The 19,096-nt window shown below is 65.9% G+C and carries 12 protein-coding genes; 9 read left to right on the plus strand and 3 right to left on the minus strand.

What is annotated here, in order from left to right; genetic code table 11:
- Nucleotides 1-62: 62 nt before the first annotated feature.
- Nucleotides 63-1,031 carry an ABC transporter substrate-binding protein gene (locus J3S28_RS01955; protein ID WP_207836772.1) on the plus strand — a complete coding sequence of 323 codons (969 nt, stop codon included), beginning with the start codon at nt 63-65 and terminating at the stop codon, nt 1,029-1,031.
- A gap of 59 nt (nt 1,032-1,090) precedes the next feature.
- Here the strand turns inward: J3S28_RS01955 and J3S28_RS01960 are convergent, their stop codons facing one another.
- The gene (locus tag J3S28_RS01960; RefSeq protein ID WP_207836775.1) at nt 1,091-1,780 is read right to left on the minus strand and encodes a formyltransferase family protein; all 690 of its coding nucleotides are present in this window, start codon (nt 1,778-1,780) and stop codon (nt 1,091-1,093) included.
- A gap of 81 nt (nt 1,781-1,861) precedes the next feature.
- On the opposite strand from J3S28_RS01960, the gene J3S28_RS01965 reads away from it, so the two are divergent.
- From J3S28_RS01965 to J3S28_RS01975, 3 genes are all read left to right on the plus strand, one after another.
- Entirely contained in the window at nt 1,862-8,092 is a 6,231-nt protein-coding gene (locus J3S28_RS01965; protein ID WP_207836788.1) for a non-ribosomal peptide synthetase, read from the plus strand.
- 55 nt (nt 8,093-8,147) lie between these two features.
- On the plus strand, nt 8,148-9,980 hold the full coding sequence (locus J3S28_RS01970; RefSeq protein ID WP_207836802.1) for a siderophore-interacting protein: 1,833 nt from the start codon (nt 8,148-8,150) through the stop codon (nt 9,978-9,980).
- Between the two features lie 193 nt (nt 9,981-10,173).
- On the plus strand, nt 10,174-11,097 hold the full coding sequence (locus J3S28_RS01975) for an AMP-binding protein (RefSeq protein WP_207836804.1): 924 nt from the start codon (nt 10,174-10,176) through the stop codon (nt 11,095-11,097).
- Here J3S28_RS01975 and J3S28_RS01980 read toward each other — a convergent pair.
- Together J3S28_RS01980 and J3S28_RS01985 are read right to left on the minus strand one after the other, a co-directional pair.
- Entirely contained in the window at nt 11,090-13,024 is a 1,935-nt protein-coding gene (locus J3S28_RS01980) for a sigma factor-like helix-turn-helix DNA-binding protein (protein WP_207836807.1), read from the minus strand. The two genes, J3S28_RS01975 and J3S28_RS01980, sit on opposite strands and share 8 nt — an antisense overlap.
- A gap of 72 nt (nt 13,025-13,096) precedes the next feature.
- Nucleotides 13,097-14,143: an isochorismate synthase gene (locus tag J3S28_RS01985; RefSeq protein ID WP_307796757.1), complete on the minus strand. Its 1,047-nt coding sequence runs from the start codon at nt 14,141-14,143 to the stop codon at nt 13,097-13,099.
- Between the two features lie 304 nt (nt 14,144-14,447).
- Between J3S28_RS01985 and J3S28_RS01990 the strand changes: the two genes are divergently transcribed.
- From J3S28_RS01990 to J3S28_RS02010, 5 genes are read left to right on the plus strand one after another with little or no spacing between them, the layout of a single operon-like run.
- Complete coding sequence (locus tag J3S28_RS01990; RefSeq protein WP_237341026.1) at nt 14,448-15,452, plus strand: iron chelate uptake ABC transporter family permease subunit; 1,005 nt, start codon at nt 14,448-14,450, stop codon at nt 15,450-15,452.
- Between the two features lie 20 nt (nt 15,453-15,472).
- Nucleotides 15,473-16,558, plus strand: coding sequence for a FecCD family ABC transporter permease (locus tag J3S28_RS01995; protein ID WP_307796758.1), 1,086 nt, complete (start codon nt 15,473-15,475; stop codon nt 16,556-16,558).
- Between the two features lie 43 nt (nt 16,559-16,601).
- Nucleotides 16,602-17,438, plus strand: a complete 837-nt coding sequence (locus tag J3S28_RS02000; protein ID WP_207836816.1) for an ABC transporter ATP-binding protein — start codon at nt 16,602-16,604, stop codon at nt 17,436-17,438.
- Between the two features lie 14 nt (nt 17,439-17,452).
- Nucleotides 17,453-18,463 carry an iron-siderophore ABC transporter substrate-binding protein gene (locus J3S28_RS02005; protein WP_207836817.1) on the plus strand — a complete coding sequence of 337 codons (1,011 nt, stop codon included), beginning with the start codon at nt 17,453-17,455 and terminating at the stop codon, nt 18,461-18,463.
- Nucleotides 18,464-19,096: an MSMEG_1061 family FMN-dependent PPOX-type flavoprotein gene (locus tag J3S28_RS02010; protein ID WP_207836828.1), complete on the plus strand. Its 633-nt coding sequence runs from the start codon at nt 18,464-18,466 to the stop codon at nt 19,094-19,096. It begins immediately after the preceding gene.

Genomic DNA, 19,096 nt, shown 5'->3' on the forward strand with positions numbered 1-19,096 from the left:
AAGATGTACGAACCGTGTGGCTGGACACCCGGAAATGGTTTCCGGGTGAGGAAAGAGGACAAATGAATACGTGGAAGAAACTGAGACCGTGGTCGTTGTTGGCTGCGCTGACGTTGTTCCTGGTGGTGCTGATGACGGGATGTTCTGACAGCTCGGACGACAATGCCGAGTCCGGCGAGACCGTCACCGTCGAATCGGTGGATGGTCCGGTGGAGATCCCGGCAGATCCGCAGCGCATCGTTGCGTTGCGCGGCTCGGCCGAGGCGTTGTTGAGCCTGGGCAGTGACAATGTCGTCGGTGTGCCGGATCTCTACACAGAGGACTATTTCGGCGAGGACACGGCAGCATGGGAGAAATACCAGAGTCTGCCCAAAGTCGGAACCATCGCCCAACCGGACTATGAAGCAATTCTCGCCCTCGAGCCGGATCTGATCGTCGGAAACATGCTCGAGAAGCACTGGGAGACCGTTGACAAGGAGAAGCTGAAGGCCATTGCGCCGGTCGTGAATCTCGAGGGTGGGTCGCTGCTGGTCACCGACTGGTACGAGACGTTCGATGAAGCGGCAGGTATGGCCGGCATGTCCGAGCAGGCGCAGGAGCAGAAGGATCAGTTCCACGCCCGGGCCGACGAGATCCACCAGAAGTACGCCGACAAGATCGACGGCAAGAAGTTCGTGGCCGTCGCCTCCTGGTCACCGGGTACCTTCTGGGACCAGAACTCGGGAACGTATGTGCCGCACAAGCTCGAGGCCGCAGGCCTGACGTTCCCCACGGCGGAGGGGCAGGAGCGCTCGTACGAGCAACTCGGGATGCTCGCTGACTACGACGTGATCGTGTACCCGGTCAAGCCGGACGGTTCGGCGACGCCCGAGGTGCAGGCGATGCTCGACTCGGAGTTGTTCAAGAGTCTTCCCGCCGTTCAGGCCGGTCGGGTTCTCGCCGTGGCGTACACGGATCCGTTCACCTACTCGTCCGGAATGGCGAGCTTGAACAGTCTGGATGAACAGCTGGCCAAGCTTCCGCAGCAGTAACATTCGCGAGTAGAAGGTGGCGCCGACGGTTGTGTCGGCGCCACCTTTCGCGTATCGGCTCAGTGGCGCGCGGCGTCGAACAGCTCGCGGTACGACGGGTAGAACTCCTCGAGGACGCCCAGGTCGGTCGCGCGGTCGAAGTTGGGATGATCGCGGTGTTCACCGATGGTTCTCAGCTTCTTCATGCCGAAATACTCACCTGGGGAACTGGTCTCGAGCTCACCTGTCGATTGAGGCTCCCGGTCGAGGGTGCCGAGATTGTCGGTGAAGATCTCGTGGCAGGCCTCGGTCACCTGCAGCGAGAGGGTCTCCAGGGTCGTCGAGTCCGACATCGGGAACATACGTCGATCGATGATCGCGCCGGTGTCGATCCCCGCATCGACACGGTGCAACGTCACGCCGAACTCCCGCTCCGACTGCAGGATTGCGAACACTGCGGCGGCGATGGGCAACCCTCGATACTGCGGGAGAGGTCCGCCGTGGATGTTCACGATGGTCAGATCGAGTTCTAAGATCGGCTCGCGAAATATGAACGGATTGCCCACCGAGCACACGAGTTGGTCGGAGGTGACCTCGTCGATGCCGTCGGCCAGTTCGTTGACATCTGCAGTGGCCACACATTCGAGCTCGCCGGCCCAGTCCGGAACAATTTCGGCCTCGGGATGGATCACCGCGTCGACGGTTTTACCTGCTGATACGGCGTGTGCCGCAGCGCGCCAGAACAGGGCCCCCGAGCCGACCAGGATCACCGCGCGCACCCTTCTGTGCAGCAGGTTCTTCGCGCCAGACCTGCAGTAGAACTCATGTCGCTCTAGGGTAGCCTAAACCACATGACGACATTCGGGCATCCCGGAGACTCGCAGACGACTGGTGGGGATACGGCACTGCTGCACGAGCAGTGGAACGACCGATCGTCGCCGACGGTGACAACAAACGTCCCTGACCTGTTCGCCGCCGTGGTCGCGACAACGCCGGATGCGCTTGCGCTCGTCGACGGAGGGACGCGGCTGACCTACCGCGAGCTGTCCACCAGGGTGGGAGAACTGGCTGATCGCCTGCGCCGGTCCGGACTGGACGCCGAAGGCCGCGTTGCGATCGGTATGCCCCGGTCGGCCGAGATGGTCGTCGCCGTACTCGCCTCGATGACCGCGGGTGGCGCGTTCGTCCCGGTCGATCCGCAGTGGCCGGTGGCCCGTCGCCGTCAGGTGATGGCCGATGCCGCGGTGCACATCGCGCTCGTGGACCCCGATGATCGATCGGACTGGCAGGTCGACACCATCGGGGTGCGGCTGAAGGACTGGCACCACGAACGCACCGCCCCGCCACTGCCTCCGGTCGACATCGTCGGGGCCCAACTGGCCTACGTCATCTTCACGTCGGGGTCGACCGGCACCCCGAAGGGGGCGATGATCCGCCACGAGGCGATCTGTGAGCGGTTGGTGTGGCAGCGAGACCACATACTCATGTTCGGCCGCGACGACGCGTCGTTGTTCAAAGCGCCGTTGGCATTCGACATCTCGATCAACGAGATCCTGCTGCCGCTGGTCTCCGGCGGGTACGTGGTGGTCGCGGCGCCGGGTGGTGAGAAGGATCCCGAGTACCTCCTGGACGTCATCGCCGCCGAACGCGTCACCTACCTGTATCTGGTGTCGTCGATGCTCGACGCCCTGCTGGCACTGGATCGCGAGAGGTCGGTCGAGTCCGGGTCCGCGTTGGCCCCTGTCCGGCACGTCTGGTGTGGTGGCGAGGTTCTCACCCCCGATCTGTTCAGTAGATTCCGAGAGCAGTTGTCCACCACCCTGTATCACGGCTACGGACCGGCCGAGGCGACGATCGGGGTATCCCACGTCATCTACCGTGACCAAGCGGAGAGGATCGCGACCTCGATCGGCCGTCCGAACCCGCACACTCAGCTGTACGTCCTCGACGATGACCTGGCGCCGGTTCCGATCGGCGTCGGTGGCGAACTCTATGCTGCCGGATTCCTGCTGGGCCGTGGGTATGTCGGCAACTCCACCTTGACCGCTGCCAAGTTCGTGTCGAATCCGTTCGATCCTGACGGCTCGCGGATGTATCGCACCGGGGATCTCGCCCGGTGGCGCGAGGATGGGTCGCTGGAGTTCTTGGGCCGGGCAGACAATCAGGTCAAGATCCGCGGGAGACGGGTCGAACTCGAAGAGATCGAAGTGATCATCTCGGGGCACCCGCGGGTTCGCCAGGCCGTCGTGGCCTTGACCGGCAGCAGTGCGGGGGCGGACATCCTCGTCGGCTATGTGACCCAGAATCCGGGAGCCACAGTGGATCTAGAAGACCTCCAGGCGTGGTGCCGTGACCGGTTGCCGGAGTACATGGTGCCCACGAGCCTGATGGTGCTCGATGCTTTCGCGGTCACCGCGAACGGCAAGGTGGATCGCCGGGCACTGCCTGCGGTGAGCGAACCACGACGCGGAACACTGATCGCGCCCCGTACGCCGGGTGAGAAGCTCCTGTGTGATGTCTTCGCCGCCACCCTCGGAGTCGGTAAGGTCAGCGTCGACGATGACTTCTTCGCCCTCGGTGGTGACAGCATCGTCGCGGTCAAGGTGGCGCTGGCGCTGCGGCCCGCGGGTTTCAAGCTCCGATCGCAGGACATCGTCGCCCATCGGACCCCGGAGCGGTTGGCCCCGGTACTGACCGAGTCCGCGCCGGTGACACCACCGCAGAACGCTGAGTCGCAATCACCTCTGGTTCAGCTCGATACGCAGGAGACCGCAGAGATCTCCGCGACGGCAGGCGATCTGCGCGAGATAGTGCCGCTGACCTCGGTACAGTCCGGGATCTACTTTCACTCGGTCGCTTCGCGCGGCCACGATCCGTACACGGTCCAGCAGATAGTCGAGTTGTCCGGTCCGGTTGACGTTGCCAGGCTCGAGCGGGCTGCCCATTCGGTGATCACGCGGCACGGTGCGCTCGCGACCGGCTTTCACACCACCCGGTCCGGCAGGGTCGTCGGGGTGGTCGGCCCCGGGCACGCCCCGGAGTTCCGGACGCTGACCTTCTCTGGTGACAGCGATGACGAGGCAACGGCGTTCGTCGATCAGACCGCTGCCGAGGAACTCGAGCGACGGTTCGACCTCACCCGGCCGCCGCTCATGCGCTACACCCTGATCACCCTGGGTGCAGGACGGCACCGGCTCATCCAGACCGTGCACCACCTCATCGCCGACGGCTGGTCCGTGGCCCTGATCTGGAACGACATCGTGACCGCCTATGACGGTGAGAGGTTCGACTCCGCTGCCCCCCAACACCGCGACTTTCTCCGATGGTGGTCGCGAGAGCGAACGCCCGAGCGTGAGGTGTCGGCCTGGCAGCACTATCTCGAAGGTATCGACGGCCCGACACTGATCTCCGCGGTGCTGCCGAACGGTGCGGCAGGGAGCGGGTTCGGTCGCCGGCGCCGTGAGCTGGGCCGCGACCATCGGCAGGCGCTGACCGCCTACGCCCGCTCGCGATCGGTCAGCGAAGGCACCGTCATGACCGCGGCCTGGGGAATTCTCGTGGGTGCTCTGATGAGCCGCGATGACGTGGTCTTCGGTTCGACCACCGCTGGGCGTGGTGAGGACGTCGAGGGAATCGACCGAATCGTGGGCATGCTGATCAACACCGTGCCCACGCGCGTGCGCTGGTCGCTCGGCGAGCCGATCGACGATGTGGTGCAACGCTTTGTCGCCGCGGAGACCACCGTTGGAGATCATCAGCACGTGCCGCTGCTGGACCTCCACACTGCACTGGGCGTTCGTGAGTTGTTCGACACGCTGTTCTCGATCGAGAACCTCCAGCGCCCGGACAACGACGGCGACCTTCATCTGGGATCGATCGAATACATCCAGGCGCCGCACTATCGGTTGACCGCGCTGGTCACCTTGCATGAGTCCGTGTCGGTGGCGCTGACCAACGACCGCACCGCGATCGACGACGCGCTGGCCGATCGGATCGCGGATCTGTATCTCACGGTCGTCGAGATGATCATCGACGGCGGGCACCGCGACGTCGGTGGTTTCCGGGCGATCACGATGGCAGCCCCCGCCGATCGCGAACTCGTCGTAGACAGCTGGAACCAGACGGTGGTGGACACAGACTCGCCGGTCTCGGTCGCAGAGCTTCTGGCGCGGCGGTTCACGGAATCGCCGACCGCGGTCGCCCTGGTGCAGGAGGACACCCGCTGGACGTACGAACAGCTCGGTGTCCGGGTCAATCGCCTGGCACGGTTGCTGATCGAGGCCGGTGTCGGTCCCGAGAGGCGAGTGGCGTTGCTGCTCCCGCGGTCTCCGGAATTGGTAGTCGGGCTGCTGGCAGTCATTGCTGCCGGCGGTGTGTACGTGCCCATCGACACGCGTCACCCGGCCGACCGGATCCAGCACTACCTGACGGATTCCTCACCTGCGCTGGTACTCACCACCGACGTGATCGCGACAAGCCTGCGAGAGGCCGGAGTTCGGTTTCCTGGCCGGGTGATCGGAGTGGACGACGAAGAGACCGCACGCGGGCTCGCCGCGCAGTCCGGTGACCGGATCGACGACGCCGACCGGATTGCTGCGGTCAGGGCGGACAACGCCGCGTACGTCGTCTACACGTCCGGTTCCACGGGTGAAGCGAAGGGCGTACAGGGTTCCCAGGCCGCACTGGTCAACCGGCTTGCGTGGGCACGCGACAACTGGGCTGATGACGGGTCCGGGATACGGCTTGCGAAGAGTTCGATCGGCTTCATCGACGGGTCCACCGAAGTCCTCGGGGCGGTCGTGGCCGGCCACGGCCTGGTCATCGCCGACGAATCCGAGATGTCCGACGCAGAGCGTCTGGCTGACCTCGTTGCGGCGCACGGCATCACACAGTTGACCGGAGTCCCGACACTGTTGCGCGCAGTTGCCGAGGTGGGTGGGCATCGGGTCGCGGGCGTCGAGCTGTGGATCTGTAGCGGTGAGCCATTGTCGCCGGCAACGGTCAACGCGATTGCCGCTGTCGCACCAGAGGCGAGCATCGTGAACTCGTACGGATCTTCCGAGGTGGCCGGTGACGTCGCGTATGCCGCGATGTCTGCAGAGCGTGGTGACGGAGCGGTCCCCATCGGCGGTCCGGTGCCCGGCACGGCGACGTACCTGCTCGATGCCTGGCTGCGGCCGGTGCCGCCGGGAGCAATCGGAGAACTCTATGTCGGCGGGACACAGGTGGGTCGGGGTTACTACGGACGGCAGACCCTCACCGCTGCCCGCTTCGTCGCAGATCCGTTCGGACCCGCGGGTTCCCGGCTCTATCGCACCGGGGATCTCGCCCGGTGGTCTGTCGAGGGTCGCCTCCACTACCTGGGGCGAACTGATTTTCAGGTCCAGGTCAACGGCGTCCGAATCGAGCTGGAAGAGGTCGAGGCCGCCTTGACGGGCGTCGCCGGGGTGGCGGCCGCAGCAGCATTCGTCCACCAATCCGCCGGGTCGAACCGACTGGTGGGCTACGTGACCGCTGTGGCCGGCGCCAGGCTCGACGAGCGATCGGTGCGGGATGCGGTGGCCGCCGTGCTGCCCGTCCACGTCGTGCCGACGGTACTGGTGGTCGACTCGCTGCCGATGACGTCGACCGGGAAGCTCGATCGGGGTGCTTTACCCGCACCGGACTTCAGCTCGCGGGACAGGACCACGAGGGAGCCTTCAGGTGACGCGGAACGCGTCCTCGTATCGGCCTTCGCCGAGGCGCTGGGGCTACCGACTGTCGGCGTAGACGACGATTTCTTCGACCTCGGTGGCGACAGCATTTCCTCGATCGCGGTGGTGCGCCGCGCAACCCGAGAGGGGTTGTCCGAAGGCGGGTCGGCACTGACGATCCAAGACGTCTTCGGGCTGCGCACACCCGCGCGGTTGGCGCAGGGGCGAACGGTGAACCCATCTGAAACCGCAGCACCGCACCCGGATTCGCAGGCGGCGACTGTTACACCCACCGTGACCCAACACCGATTGCGGCTCGCGGACCTGGCGATCGACGACCACGTCCTGACGGAGGTGCTCGATCTCACGCAGCGGGTCGACCCCGCGGAGCTGCAGTCGGCGGTCGGCGAGTTGCTACGCGAGTTCGATTGTCTTCGCCACCGGGTGACACCTCGTCATCGGTTGCTGTGGACGACGGAAATCGAACCGTACGCGGAAGGTTTCGAGGTCGGCGCGGTCGCAGAACACGATCGATCCGATGAGTCGGCGGCGCAGGCCATCCGTGCCGTACGGACAGACGTGATCGAGCGCGTCGACATCACGACAGGCCGTGGTCTGCACGTCGCGCAGGTGACGTCGGCCGAGGGTGTCCACCTGGTGGTGGCAGTGCACGGGGTGGCCGCCGACCGTCGAACCGTCCATCGGATGACCGCGGCGTTGGCTGCACATCTCGACGGGACCGATGCCGGGAAGTCGGCTCGTGGCCGATCGACGTCCGATGCGGCGGAAGAGTTGGCGGGCCTTGCGCAATCGCCCGAGGCCGACGCCGTGCTCGCCGACTCGGTCGAGCGCGTGCTCGCGTCGCCGGATGCCGAGGAAGTGGAGACGGGTGCCGGCGCGCACCTCGCGACGCGCGAGGTGACGGTGAACTGGAAGTCGGAATCTGTACGGGCTCGGCGAGAATCGGTCGAGCGTACTTTCCTCTCCGCCGTCGCGGACTGGTCGTACCCCGACCGAACTGTCGACCTGGAGTGGGACCTACGGACCCATTTGGCTTCGGAGGACGAGGCGCCGGGTGCATTCACCGCCGCATACCCGCGGCGCGCGGGAGCAGCGCAGGCCGAAACGCCCGCCTACGCACCCTGGTACGACCTGCTGCGCTTCCAGAACAAGGCCGGCCGCAAGAAGTTGCGCCGCGCACCGACGCCGGCGGTGCTGCTCACGCAGTTGTACGGCAGGATGGCCGATCCTGCGTGTTCGGAGGGCTTCGAGGGGCTGTACCGCGTTGTCGCCCGGTATGGGTTCACCCCGGACGGTCTCGAACTCCACGTGCTGGGCCCGGAATCGGTGGATGGCTTGCTCGACCAGTGGGTCGCAGGTTTGGGATAGGTCAGATCGGGGGTCGCGGCCTCCAGTGGCGAGTAAGTGAACCGATGGAGGATTGATGACCGGCACCGTGCGCGAGCTGTCTGTGAGCCCCATATGTCTGCGTGAGTTCGATGTGGTGCGGGTGTGGGATGTGACGCCGGGGATGCGTCGAGTCGTACTGGGCGGGCCCGCGATCGGAGAGCACGTACGCGACGGCGTTCGGATTCCCGCGGTGCAGACGACCGGGTTCGACGACGATGTGAAGATCATGCCCCCCGACCCGGTCACCGGCGGGTTCCCGTTCGAGGTCCCGCGAAACACCACAACGGGTTTGGTGGAGTGGACTCCGGGAAGCTTCGAGTACACCCGTACTTACACGGTGCGCTCGTTCGATGCCGAGGCGGGCGAACTGGCCATCGATTTCGCGCTTCACGAGTCGGGTCTGGCCTCCACGTGGGCGCGCAGAACCAGGCCGGGCGAGAAGATCCTCGTTGCCGGACCGAAACATTCGGCCGGCCTGCCGACGGCCGCGGACTGGATGTTGATCGGCGGGGACGAGACCGCGTTGCCGGCCATCGGACACTGCCTCGAGAAGTTGCCTGCGACCCTGCCCGCGACCGTGGTGATCGAGGTGGCCGACCCGTCGCACCGGCAGGAACTGATCAGCACCGCACCCGTCGACATCACCTGGCTCTATCGCAGCGAGGCCGGCGGTCGATCGCGCCTTGCCGACACGATTCAAGCCGTCCCCTGGCGCGAGGGTCAGGTGTACCTGTGGGTTGCCGGCGAGACCCTGGCGGTAAAACCTCTGCGGCGATGGGCCAAGCGGGACAAAGGGATTCCGAAAGATTTCACTGACATCTCGGGCTATTGGCGGGCGCGCACGGTCGCCACCGTCGACGGTGATCCCCAGTTGGTCGATGTGTCGGCCGCAGGCCCGGATCCTTTCGAGGCGATTCACGAATACTCGGAGGTGTTACCGCCGTTCGTCTTACGTGCTGCGGTGAGTCTGGGGGTCTTCACCGAGATCGACGCGGGGGCGACGACCACGCAGGACATCGCTGCGGCCTGCGGGGTTCGGGCGGAGACCTTGCACAAACTGTTGCGACATCTCGCGGCCATGGGATTGCTGGTCCACGACGGCGGAACGTTCTCGCTCACCGAACAAGGGGCTGTGCTCGCCGATCCCGACGCGCCCTGGGTCGAGGAACTCAGAGTGGATTCGGTGCAGTCCCAGATGCAGCTGTCGTTTGTCGGTGTGGTCGACGTCATCCGTACCGGGCGCCCGATCGGGATCGGTGGGATGCCGATCCCCACCTGGCAAGAAGATCCGGTGCGGGCGGGTCAGTTGCATGGCGAGATCGTCGAGTGGCCGGTCTACCTTGCGCCTGCGCTGCCGGGCGCCATCTCGTTCGACGAGGTCCGCACCGTGGCCGTGGCCGGAGAGGGCGGCGGACCGTACGTCGATGCGATCCTGCGAGCATTCCCGTCTCTCGACGTGGGCGTGGTCGGTCTTCCGTCTCTCACGGATCGCATGCTCGGCGATGTCGCGGCCGAGCGTCGACCGTCGGTCAGGCGCATCGCCGGCAGTCATCTCGCGCCCCTGCCCACCAAGGTGGACCTGTTGCTGACGGCGGGCGTCGTCGACTACCTGCCTGATGACGACGCAGTCGTCGCGCTGGCCGCATACGCGCAGTCGGCGGACCGGGTGTTGATCCCGACTCGACTACTGGATCCGGCGACCACGAACGACCACGAGACAGAAGACGATCTCCTCCGGCTGTGCGTGTTCGGATCGGGGTTCCGTACCGAGGCCGAGTTGCGGGCGCTCATCGAGGCGGCCGACGGCGAAGTGGTGTCCGTGGACCCGCTCGGCTGGGGAGCGAAAGTCGTCGAGTACCGGAGCTGACCCGCCCGATCGTGGGTCGTAGGAGGCCCGGCGGTCCCGGCGCCGCACTGCACGTGACGGTCGTGAGGGTCTGGCCGTCTGCGGATATGAGTGTTAGGTTTGTCTTGCCTTACCTGCAAAGGGGGGCCGCGGGGTGCGGACATCTCGAGTCAGATGAGCATGTGGGGAAGCTTTTTACGAGAAGGGCCTGGCAATGGGTGCAGCACAGCTGAACACCATTTTGGACGACGCCGTCGACCGTCACTACTGCCGCCCGGCAGTCGTCTGTGGTGATCACGAAACCGATTTCGAACGCTTCGACGAGGCCGTCCAATGGTTGAGCGACGACCTGGCCGCCCGGGGCGTGCAGCCCCGTCAGCGGGTCGGTATCTGTATCCACGGCGGGTGGGAGTTCCTCCTCGCCTTCCACGCTCTCGTGCGTCTGGGCACCGTCGTCGTACCCATCGACCCGTTCGACGAGACCGCAGCCATCGCTGCCGGGGATCTGGACCTACATTTTCTTGTCTCGCACCATGGCGACGACTGCCTCCTGGAAGAGACCGTAGAGGTTATCTGCGGTGACAACGTGTGTCCGATGTTCGATGTCGCGGAGGAGTTCACGCTGATCGTGGTGGCGGCGCAGTCCGAGCTGCACGTCGAAGCAGGACTGTTCCTCAACGACCTCGGCTATCGCTTCTGGCCGGACGACGAGGTGGCCGATCGCATCAGTGGCCTGCAGGCGAACCTCGACCTCAATTCGGGTGCGCGCGCCGCGATCTGTGGGCCGTGGAGTTCCCCGTCTGCCGTGCTTCTCGTGTTGGCGTGTGCCGCATCCGCATCCTGCGTGCATACCGTGCCGCCGTTCGGTGATTCCGGACTGGTGTGGGGGGAGATGGCCGCGGGGGATGTCTCGGTGTTGTTCGCCCCGCCCCTGCTGATGCACGACCTCGTGCGGGTCGCAGATTCTGCCACGTGGGCTGCGAGCCGCCCCCGCATGGTCCTTCCCGACGGTGAGGTGTTGCCCGAGGTGGTCCTGCGGCGACGCGGGCTGACGCGGCAGACCCCGGCTGACCCGCCGGTCTACGAGTTCATGTGGGACGACGGCTACGCGCCCGCGCAACTGCGTCCGGTCAGCTGAGGGCGGCTGTGACCAGAGCTTCCAGCTCCAGTTCCTTTCGGTGGCGCAGCGCGGCGATGACGGTGGCGGAATCGGAGTCCTGCGGCAGGAACAGCGAGCTGACCAGCACCTCGACGAGCTCGGTGCGGTCGAGGGTTCCTTCCGGCTCTCGACCGAGTCGCGCGAAGATCGCCTCCACCGGATCGGTGGACGGATCAGGGCGTTGACGTTTGACGTCGAAACCACCAGGGGTGAACTCGAGGAAGATCGGATCGCCCAGCGCAAGACCGAGGTCGACCGCAAATCGCTTGATGGTGCCCACTCGTGCCTGCACCGACACCCACATCAACGACTGCGGCCCGAGGCGCGACTGCAGCTTCACGGGGTTGCCGGGGCCGACACCCACGAGTCCTGCGAGTGCCGAGGGGATGTTGAACGCCGACCCCTTCAGGTGTGCGGCACCGACCGTGGTCGCCCAGCGGATGGTGTCTCCGTCGCGGTACAGCGACCGAGTTTTCGCGGGAGATTTGCGGTGGACGTAGCGCTCGCTGCGGCGGCTGACCACGTCGTCGCGCATCACGAACTCACCGGCGCCCGCGTAGGCCCGGATGCTCGATTCGGTCACGTCGTATCTCGCGCTGATCTGCGCCACCAGGTCTGCGATCTCGATCTTGCCTCCCGCTTCGTCGAGGATCCGACCGATCTGGCGATGGACAGGGAGGTATTTGTCGCCGCCCCATCGCCGCAGCCCATAGGTGGTGCGGTCGGTCTTGACGATTCGATCGTCGGTGACCAGCGCGTTGCGCACGCTCGATCGTGACCGCGGTTCGCCGGCCAACCCGGTCATGATCTGGTCGAAAGTACGTGGCGTGCCGGCGATCGAGAGTACGGCGCAGACCAGGTCACCGGTCGAGGTGGGGCCGTTGACCACATGATCGTCCAGCACTGTGTAGCCACTGTTCGTCAGCCACCGCACGGCCTCGGAATCGGAGAGGTTCAATCCGGCGGCGACCGCGCGGATGGGGACCAATCTCTCGTCGCCGGTGTGGGAATCGAGGATCTCGCCGACCAGGTCTGCGATCTGTGAGGGCGGCCTGCTCACGATCCAACCGTTGACGCCGGCGAGGTCGTTGGAACCGGCGATGAGCAACTGGCCGACCGAAACCCCCAGTGCGGGAATCTCGGTGGCGAACAGTGGGAGTGCTTTCGCGACCTGCGCGGCGTCGGCGACCGGGTCGGCGAGCGCCACCGTTTCGGCGAGCAACCGACGCAGGTCCACCGAACCGTCGACGGTCTCGGACAACTGCAGGCGCAGGGTGCGGTCGATCTGATTGACCCGTTCGCGCGAGAGTCCCATCTGTTTGGCCAGATCGGACTGGGTGCGCGGCTTGGTGGCGAAGATCCTCTCGTGCAGAATGATTCGGTCCCGGTCATCGACCGACTCGATGAACGCCGCGAGGGAGGGGTCGGTGAGAACTCTTCCGCCGCTGCGGTCGTCAGCGCCCCGCGGGGTCCGGGTGGCCTGGGCGACCAGCGCCGCGACAACGTCGACAACGGTGGCCCTGCCGACCTGCGGCAACCCCAGCAGGTGGTTCGCGGACGCGGTGAGTATGTCGCCGACGGTGACGATCTCGTTGTCCTGCAACGCCTTTTCGCTGTGCCTGCCCAGCGCGAGAGCAGACAACGGAGCCGCGGCCCCGACGGTCGGGAAGTCGTCGGCGAGGGTGGCGTCGGCGCGATCTTGGAGGTGGCGAAGCGCGACCAATTCGCAGAATCGGCTGAAGTTCTCGGAGTTCAAGGCATCCGCGGGGCTACCATCGAGCCAGGCATTGGGGATCAGCTCGTTGCTGGCCAAGATCGAAGGGCCCGCTCGGTATTCGTCCAGCCACGGCAGCAGCATGGTCCACGGGGTCTTCGACATCGGCGCTGCCGTCTTCGAATCAGACATGCACCGAGCCTTTCGTGAACGTCGACGTCGAAGAGATCAGCCTATCTGCAAACCAGGTTAACTGCCCGAGGTTCATCGTCCCAGGGCGGAGAGGATCGTCCTGAGTTTGGCCGATGTCTCGGCGAGTTCGAGCTCTGGGTCCGAGTCGGAGACGATGCCACCACCCGCCGAAGCCCGGATCGTCAGGCGGTCCGCAGACAGTTCTGCACAACGGATGCCGACCATCCACTCGCCGTCACCTGCGCCTGCGCACCAACCGATGGCGCCCGCGTAGAACCCGCGGTCACCTTCGTTGGCCAGGATGAACTCCCGCGCGTCGGCGGTGGGTGTGCCGCACACGGCCGGGGTGGGGTGCAGGGCGACGGCGAGGTCGAGTGCCGTCGTCGCCGGATCGCGAACGGTCCCGACGATGCGGGTGCCCAGATGCCACATGTCCGGGGTCTGGGTCAGGGTGGGTGTCGCCGGCACATCGAGGTCGCGGCACAGCGGCGCGAGTGCCGTAGCCATGGCGTCGACGACAAACGCGTGTTCACGCTGGTCTTTGGCCGACGCCGCGAGCATCTGACCGTTCGTCCGGTCTTCGGCAGCATCTGCCGCTCGCGGCGCGGACCCCGCGAGCGGGTGGCCGATGACTGTCGAACCAGACTTTCGCACAAGGAGTTCCGGGCTGGACCCGATCAGGTGCGCGCCGGTGTACTGCGGGCCGGCGGACGAGAGATCGACGAGTAGGCCGTTGCTGCCGGGGTCGGCCGCGACCAAACGCGTGAGCAGATCGACGGGGTCGATGAAGTCGCTCGCGCGAAGGATCACCGTGCGGGCCAGGACCACTTTGGCGAGCGGGGCATGCGGGTCGGAGAGCACCCGGATCGCAGCGGCGACCCGCCGTACGTGCTCGTCTGGTTCCGGGTCGAAGCCGGCGATCGTCACTGCGGGCAGTGCCGGGGCATCGGGTTGCCAGCGCACATCTCTCCGCGCAAAACGGGCGGGCGCGGTGAGAGCGGCGGGGCCGTCGGGATCGAACGGGAGAGCGCCGACGATGTACTCGTGCGAGCGGTCGTACAACGCCGCTCTGGCGGCGTCGACGGTGTCGAACCGGACGTCGGCTCCGAACGCGGACACATGGTCGGTGGGGCGCGACAGTACGAAGTTCGGTACTTCGACACCGATGTCGGAAGAGGAGGACCCGGGGATAGTCGTCTCCCTTCAGCGCGGACGCCCACGTGCCCGTCGAGGTTAGCAACGCGGGCACGCGCGAGGCGCGACGGCTTGTCTGACTAAGGTGAGGTATACCTACGACGGATGGGGCGAGGATGCGGGACCACATGCGCCGGGTTCGGCCGTGAGTGTCAGCACTGACCGCCGGACCCGGGTGAGCCTGGTCAAAGGGAGCGGCGCCGCTGCTGCCCAGCCGAGTTCGCAGGGGCTGGCCCGGACCAACGCCCGACGCGCGCTCGGCTGGTGTGTGGGTGTCGCGATACTGGCCCTGGTCTGCCTGCTCAGCATCGCCATCGGAGCCAAGGACATCCCGTTCGGGACTGTCTGGGATGCACTGTGGTCCTACGACAACTCGGGGGACCACATCATCATCCGCGACCTGCGGATACCGCGGACCGTGCTCGGACTGCTCGTCGGGATGGCATTGGGTGTGGGTGGCGCGCTGATCCAGGCGATGACCCGCAATCCGTTGGCCGACCCGGGAATCCTCGGTGTCAACGCCGGCGCGGCCTTTGCGGTGGCGCTCGCGGTGGGCGTCCTCGGATTCACCGGCATCTGGGCGTACATCTGGTTCGCTTTCGCCGGGGCGGTGGTGGTGACCGTGGTCGTCTACGCGCTCGGCTCGGTGGGTCGGGGCGGCGCCACTCCCATTCGGCTGACGCTGGCCGGGGTGGCCATCGGCGCCGTGCTCACCGGTGTCACCACCGGGCTGATCCTGCTCGATCCGCAGGCCTTCGATCAGATGCGCTTCTGGAATGCGGGCTCGATCGCCGGTCGTGGACTGGATGTGTCAGGTGCGGTGACGCCCTTCATCGTCGTCGGCCTGGTGCTCGCGTTTGTCATTGCCCGCCCACTCAATGCGGTGGCCATGGGGGATGACCTCGCGCGATCACTCGGGGCGAACGTGACCCGCACCAGGGTCATCGGTGTGATCGCCGTGACGCTGCTCTGTGGTGCCGCCACCGCAGCAGCCGGCCCCATCGGATTCGTGGGTTTGATGATCCCGCACGTCGCCCGCTGGATCGTCGGTCCCGATCAACGCTGGATCCTGGCGTACACGCTGGTGGGTGCCCCGATCCTGGTACTGCTGTCCGATGTGATCGGCCGGGTCATCATCCGGCCCGGAGAGATGCAGGTCGGCATCGTGACGGCCTTCGTCGGGGCGCCGGTCCTGATCTTCCTGGTCCGTCGGGGCAAGGCGAGCGGCCTGTGAGCATCCGGATTCCAGGAAGAGTGCCTGCGGGCCAAAAGGAGAAACTGTCGACGCCCTCGGCCATCGACTTCGGTCGCCGGATCACGATTCTGCGCAGCCCCGGCGGTACCCCCTCCGGGAGAGTCGACCTGCGCGCCGTCACGGTGATCGTCGCATTGGTTGCCCTCGCGCTGGTGGTGGCAGTACTCGCGCTCGGTACCGGCGACTATCCCGTGTCCCCCGACCGGGTGGTGCAAGCGATCTTCGGTCAGGGCACCCGCATCGAGGAGCTGGTGGTGACCGAGTGGCGGATGCCCAGGGTGCTGCTGGCCCTGGTCCTCGGTGCCGCTCTGGGTGTCAGCGGTGCGATCTTCCAATCGATCACCCGTAACCCGCTCGGCAGCCCGGACATCATCGGCTTCAACACCGGGGCGTATTCGGGTGCGCTGGTGGTCATCTTGGTCATCGGGGGCGGCGGCTACTACGGCACCGCGATCGGAGCACTCGTGGGCGGCATCGTCACTGCTCTGCTGGTGTATCTGTTGGCCTTCAAGCGGGGCGTTCAGGGCTTTCGGTTGATCATCGTCGGTATCGCGGTCAGTGCCGTGCTGGCGTCGGTGAACACCTGGCTGATTCTCAAGGCCGACCTCGAGGACGCGATGTCGGCGGCAGTGTGGGGGGCCGGATCGCTCAACGGGGTCAACTGGACGCAGACCCGTCCGGTGCTGATCATCGTCGCGGTGCTGGTGCCGCTCCTCGTCGTCGCGTCCTACCGGATGCCGATGCTGGATCTGGGGGACGACGCCGCGAAGGCACTCGGGATCCGGGCCGAGCCGACCCGGCTGGCCCTGATCATCCTGGGAGTCGCGCTGACCGCTGTGGCCACTGCGGCTGCGGGCCCGATTGCCTTCGTGTCACTGGCCGCGCCGCAGTTGGCCCGGAGGCTGACGAGGACACCCGGGGTGTCGTTTGCGCCCGCGGCCGCGATGGGGGCCCTGCTGTTGGTCGCGAGCGACTTCATCGCCCAGCGGGTCTTCCAGCCGGCGCTGCCCGTCGGCGTCGTCACGGTGTCCATCGGCGGTCTCTACCTGGTGTGGCTGCTCGCCAGAGAGGCGCGCAGGCAGTGACGACCTCCACACGATCTTTACGAGACAGGGCTGATGAATGGACATGAACAAGGTCGCCGACGGTCCTGCGGACACTGTGCCCCGGGTCCGCGCCGCCGGGTCACGGTTGAAGGCGGATCGCGTGACGATCGGGTACGACAAGCGGGTCATCAGTGAATCGCTCAGTGTCGACATCCCGGACGGCGCGTTCACCGTCATCGTCGGACCGAACGCGTGTGGCAAGTCGACCCTGCTCCGTGCGCTGTCGCGCCTGCTGGCGCCGAGTTCCGGGTCCGTGTTGCTCGACGGCAAGGCGATCAGTTCGTATCCGGCGAAGGAGGTTGCTCGGCGATTGGGTCTGCTGCCACAGTCCTCGATCGCTCCCGACGGCATCAGGGTCGCCGATCTTGTTGCGCGCGGCCGTTATCCTCACCAGAAACTGATCAGGCAGTGGTCCAAGGACGATGAGGCAGCGGTGGTCGAGGCCATGGTCTCGACGGGTGTGACCGAGCTGTCCGGCCGACTGGTCGATGAATTGTCCGGCGGCCAGCGCCAACGGGTCTGGGTGGCGATGGTGTTGGCGCAGCAGACCCCGCTGATGCTGCTCGACGAGCCGACCACGTTCCTCGACATCGCCTACCAGATCGACCTGCTCGAGCTGTGCTCCGAACTCAACAAGACCAAGGGCCGCACCCTCGTCGCCGTACTCCACGACCTCAACCACGCCTGCCGGTATGCCGACCACATCATCGCCATGAAAGACGGCGCGATCGTCGCGGAAGGCCGGCCCGCCGACATCATCACCGCCGACCTCGTCCACGACGTGTTCGGTCTACCCTGCCGGATCATCGACGATCCGGAATCGCATACACCACTTGTCATCCCGCTGGTGAGGCATTAGATAGGAGCAATATGATGTCGCAGAGCCGAATCTTCGCGACCGTCGGGCGGCTGGCGGTGGTGGCCACCGCGCTACTGCTACCCGTCGCGTGCTCGAGCGACGACGGCGAGTCATCGTCGAACGGCGACGCAGCGGTCACCGCGACCGGGGCGTTCGGTGACGCTGTTGTCGAAGAGACGCCAGAGCGGGTGGTGGCCCTGTCGACGACGGATGCCGACTTCCTGTTTTCCGTTGGTGTCACCCCGGTGGCGGTCCCCAAGGCCACAGCCACCGATCCGACGACCGGCGGGACGGGCATCTACCCGTGGGAAGAGGGCCGGTACCCGGCCGACACCCCGACGCTCGCCACCCCGACAAAGGACATCAGTCTCGAGTCGGTGGCTGCTCTCGAGCCGGATCTGATCGTCGCGACCGGCTTCTACGGTCTCGATCAGCAGACCTACGATTCGCTGAGCTCGATTGCGCCCGTGGTGCACTTCGACAGCAAACCGAATGCCGACGCCTGGCAGGACAGCGTACGAAAGATCGGGCAGGTCCTCGATCGTACGGCCGAGGCAGAGTCGAGCATCGAGACCGCGGACGCCGTCATCGCGTCCGCGCGTACCGACAATCCGGCACTCGCAGGCAAGACGTACAACGCAATCATCTCTCCGTCGGCCGACGGGATGTTCGTGCTGTGCTCGCAAGATGACAACATGGCCCGGGTGATGAAGGATCTCGGACTCGAGTTGAGCGCTTATGCGCAAACCGTGGACTGCAACAACGGCAAGGGAAAAATTGCCTGGGAGAACGTGTCCGCGCTCGACGCGGATCTGCTCTGGGTGGTCCCTGACAACGCCGAGCAGGTCCAGGTCCTCGATTCCCAGGCGCTGTGGAAGCAGCTGCCCGCGGTCGAACGCGGCGCAGTCGCCACCGTCCCCAAGACCGATGGCGTCCCGTTCGCGTTGGCCTTCCCGTCGCCGATCAGCCTCGAATGGGGAGTTGGCCAGTTGGTGCCTCAATTGGCGACAGCTGCAGGCAAGTAGATGGCCGAGCAGGACGGCCCGGACCCGCACGCGATCACCACACTCGCCGATCTCGAAGGCGTCCTCGGGGCCGCGCATCCGAACGTGCTGAGCAAGCACACCACGTTCCTGACGCCCCTGATCGTCGAATTCATCTCGCACGCCCGGTTCTTCGTGCTGGCGACCGCGGACGCCGAGGGCAATTGTGATTCGTCGCCGCGCGGCGATCTCGAGTCCGCGGTGCTCGTCCGAGATGATCGCACTCTCGTCCTGCCCGATCGCCTGGGTAACAAGCGGGTCGACTCGTTCCGGAACATCCTCGACAATCCGCATGTGGGCGTGCTGTTCCTGGTCCCGGGAATCGACGAGGTGGTGCGGGTGAACGGTCGCGCGAGCCTGCGCACAGACCCGGACCTGTGCAGCGCCATGGCGATCAAGGGCAAGCCGGCGACGCTGGCGGTGGTCGTCGACATCGATGAGGTCTACGTCCATTGCGCCAGGGCGGTGCTGCGATCAGATCTGTGGAACCCCGAGCGGTTCGCCGATCCCGACGAGGTCCCCACGGTTCGCGACATGATCTCCGAGCAACATGCGCTCCCTGTCGATCCGGATCAGCCGCGCAGGCAAGAGGAGTACCGCGCGCACCTGTACTGA

It is taken from the genome of Williamsia soli, assembly GCF_017377795.1.
In the GTDB taxonomy this organism is placed as follows: domain Bacteria; phylum Actinomycetota; class Actinomycetes; order Mycobacteriales; family Mycobacteriaceae; genus Williamsia; species Williamsia soli.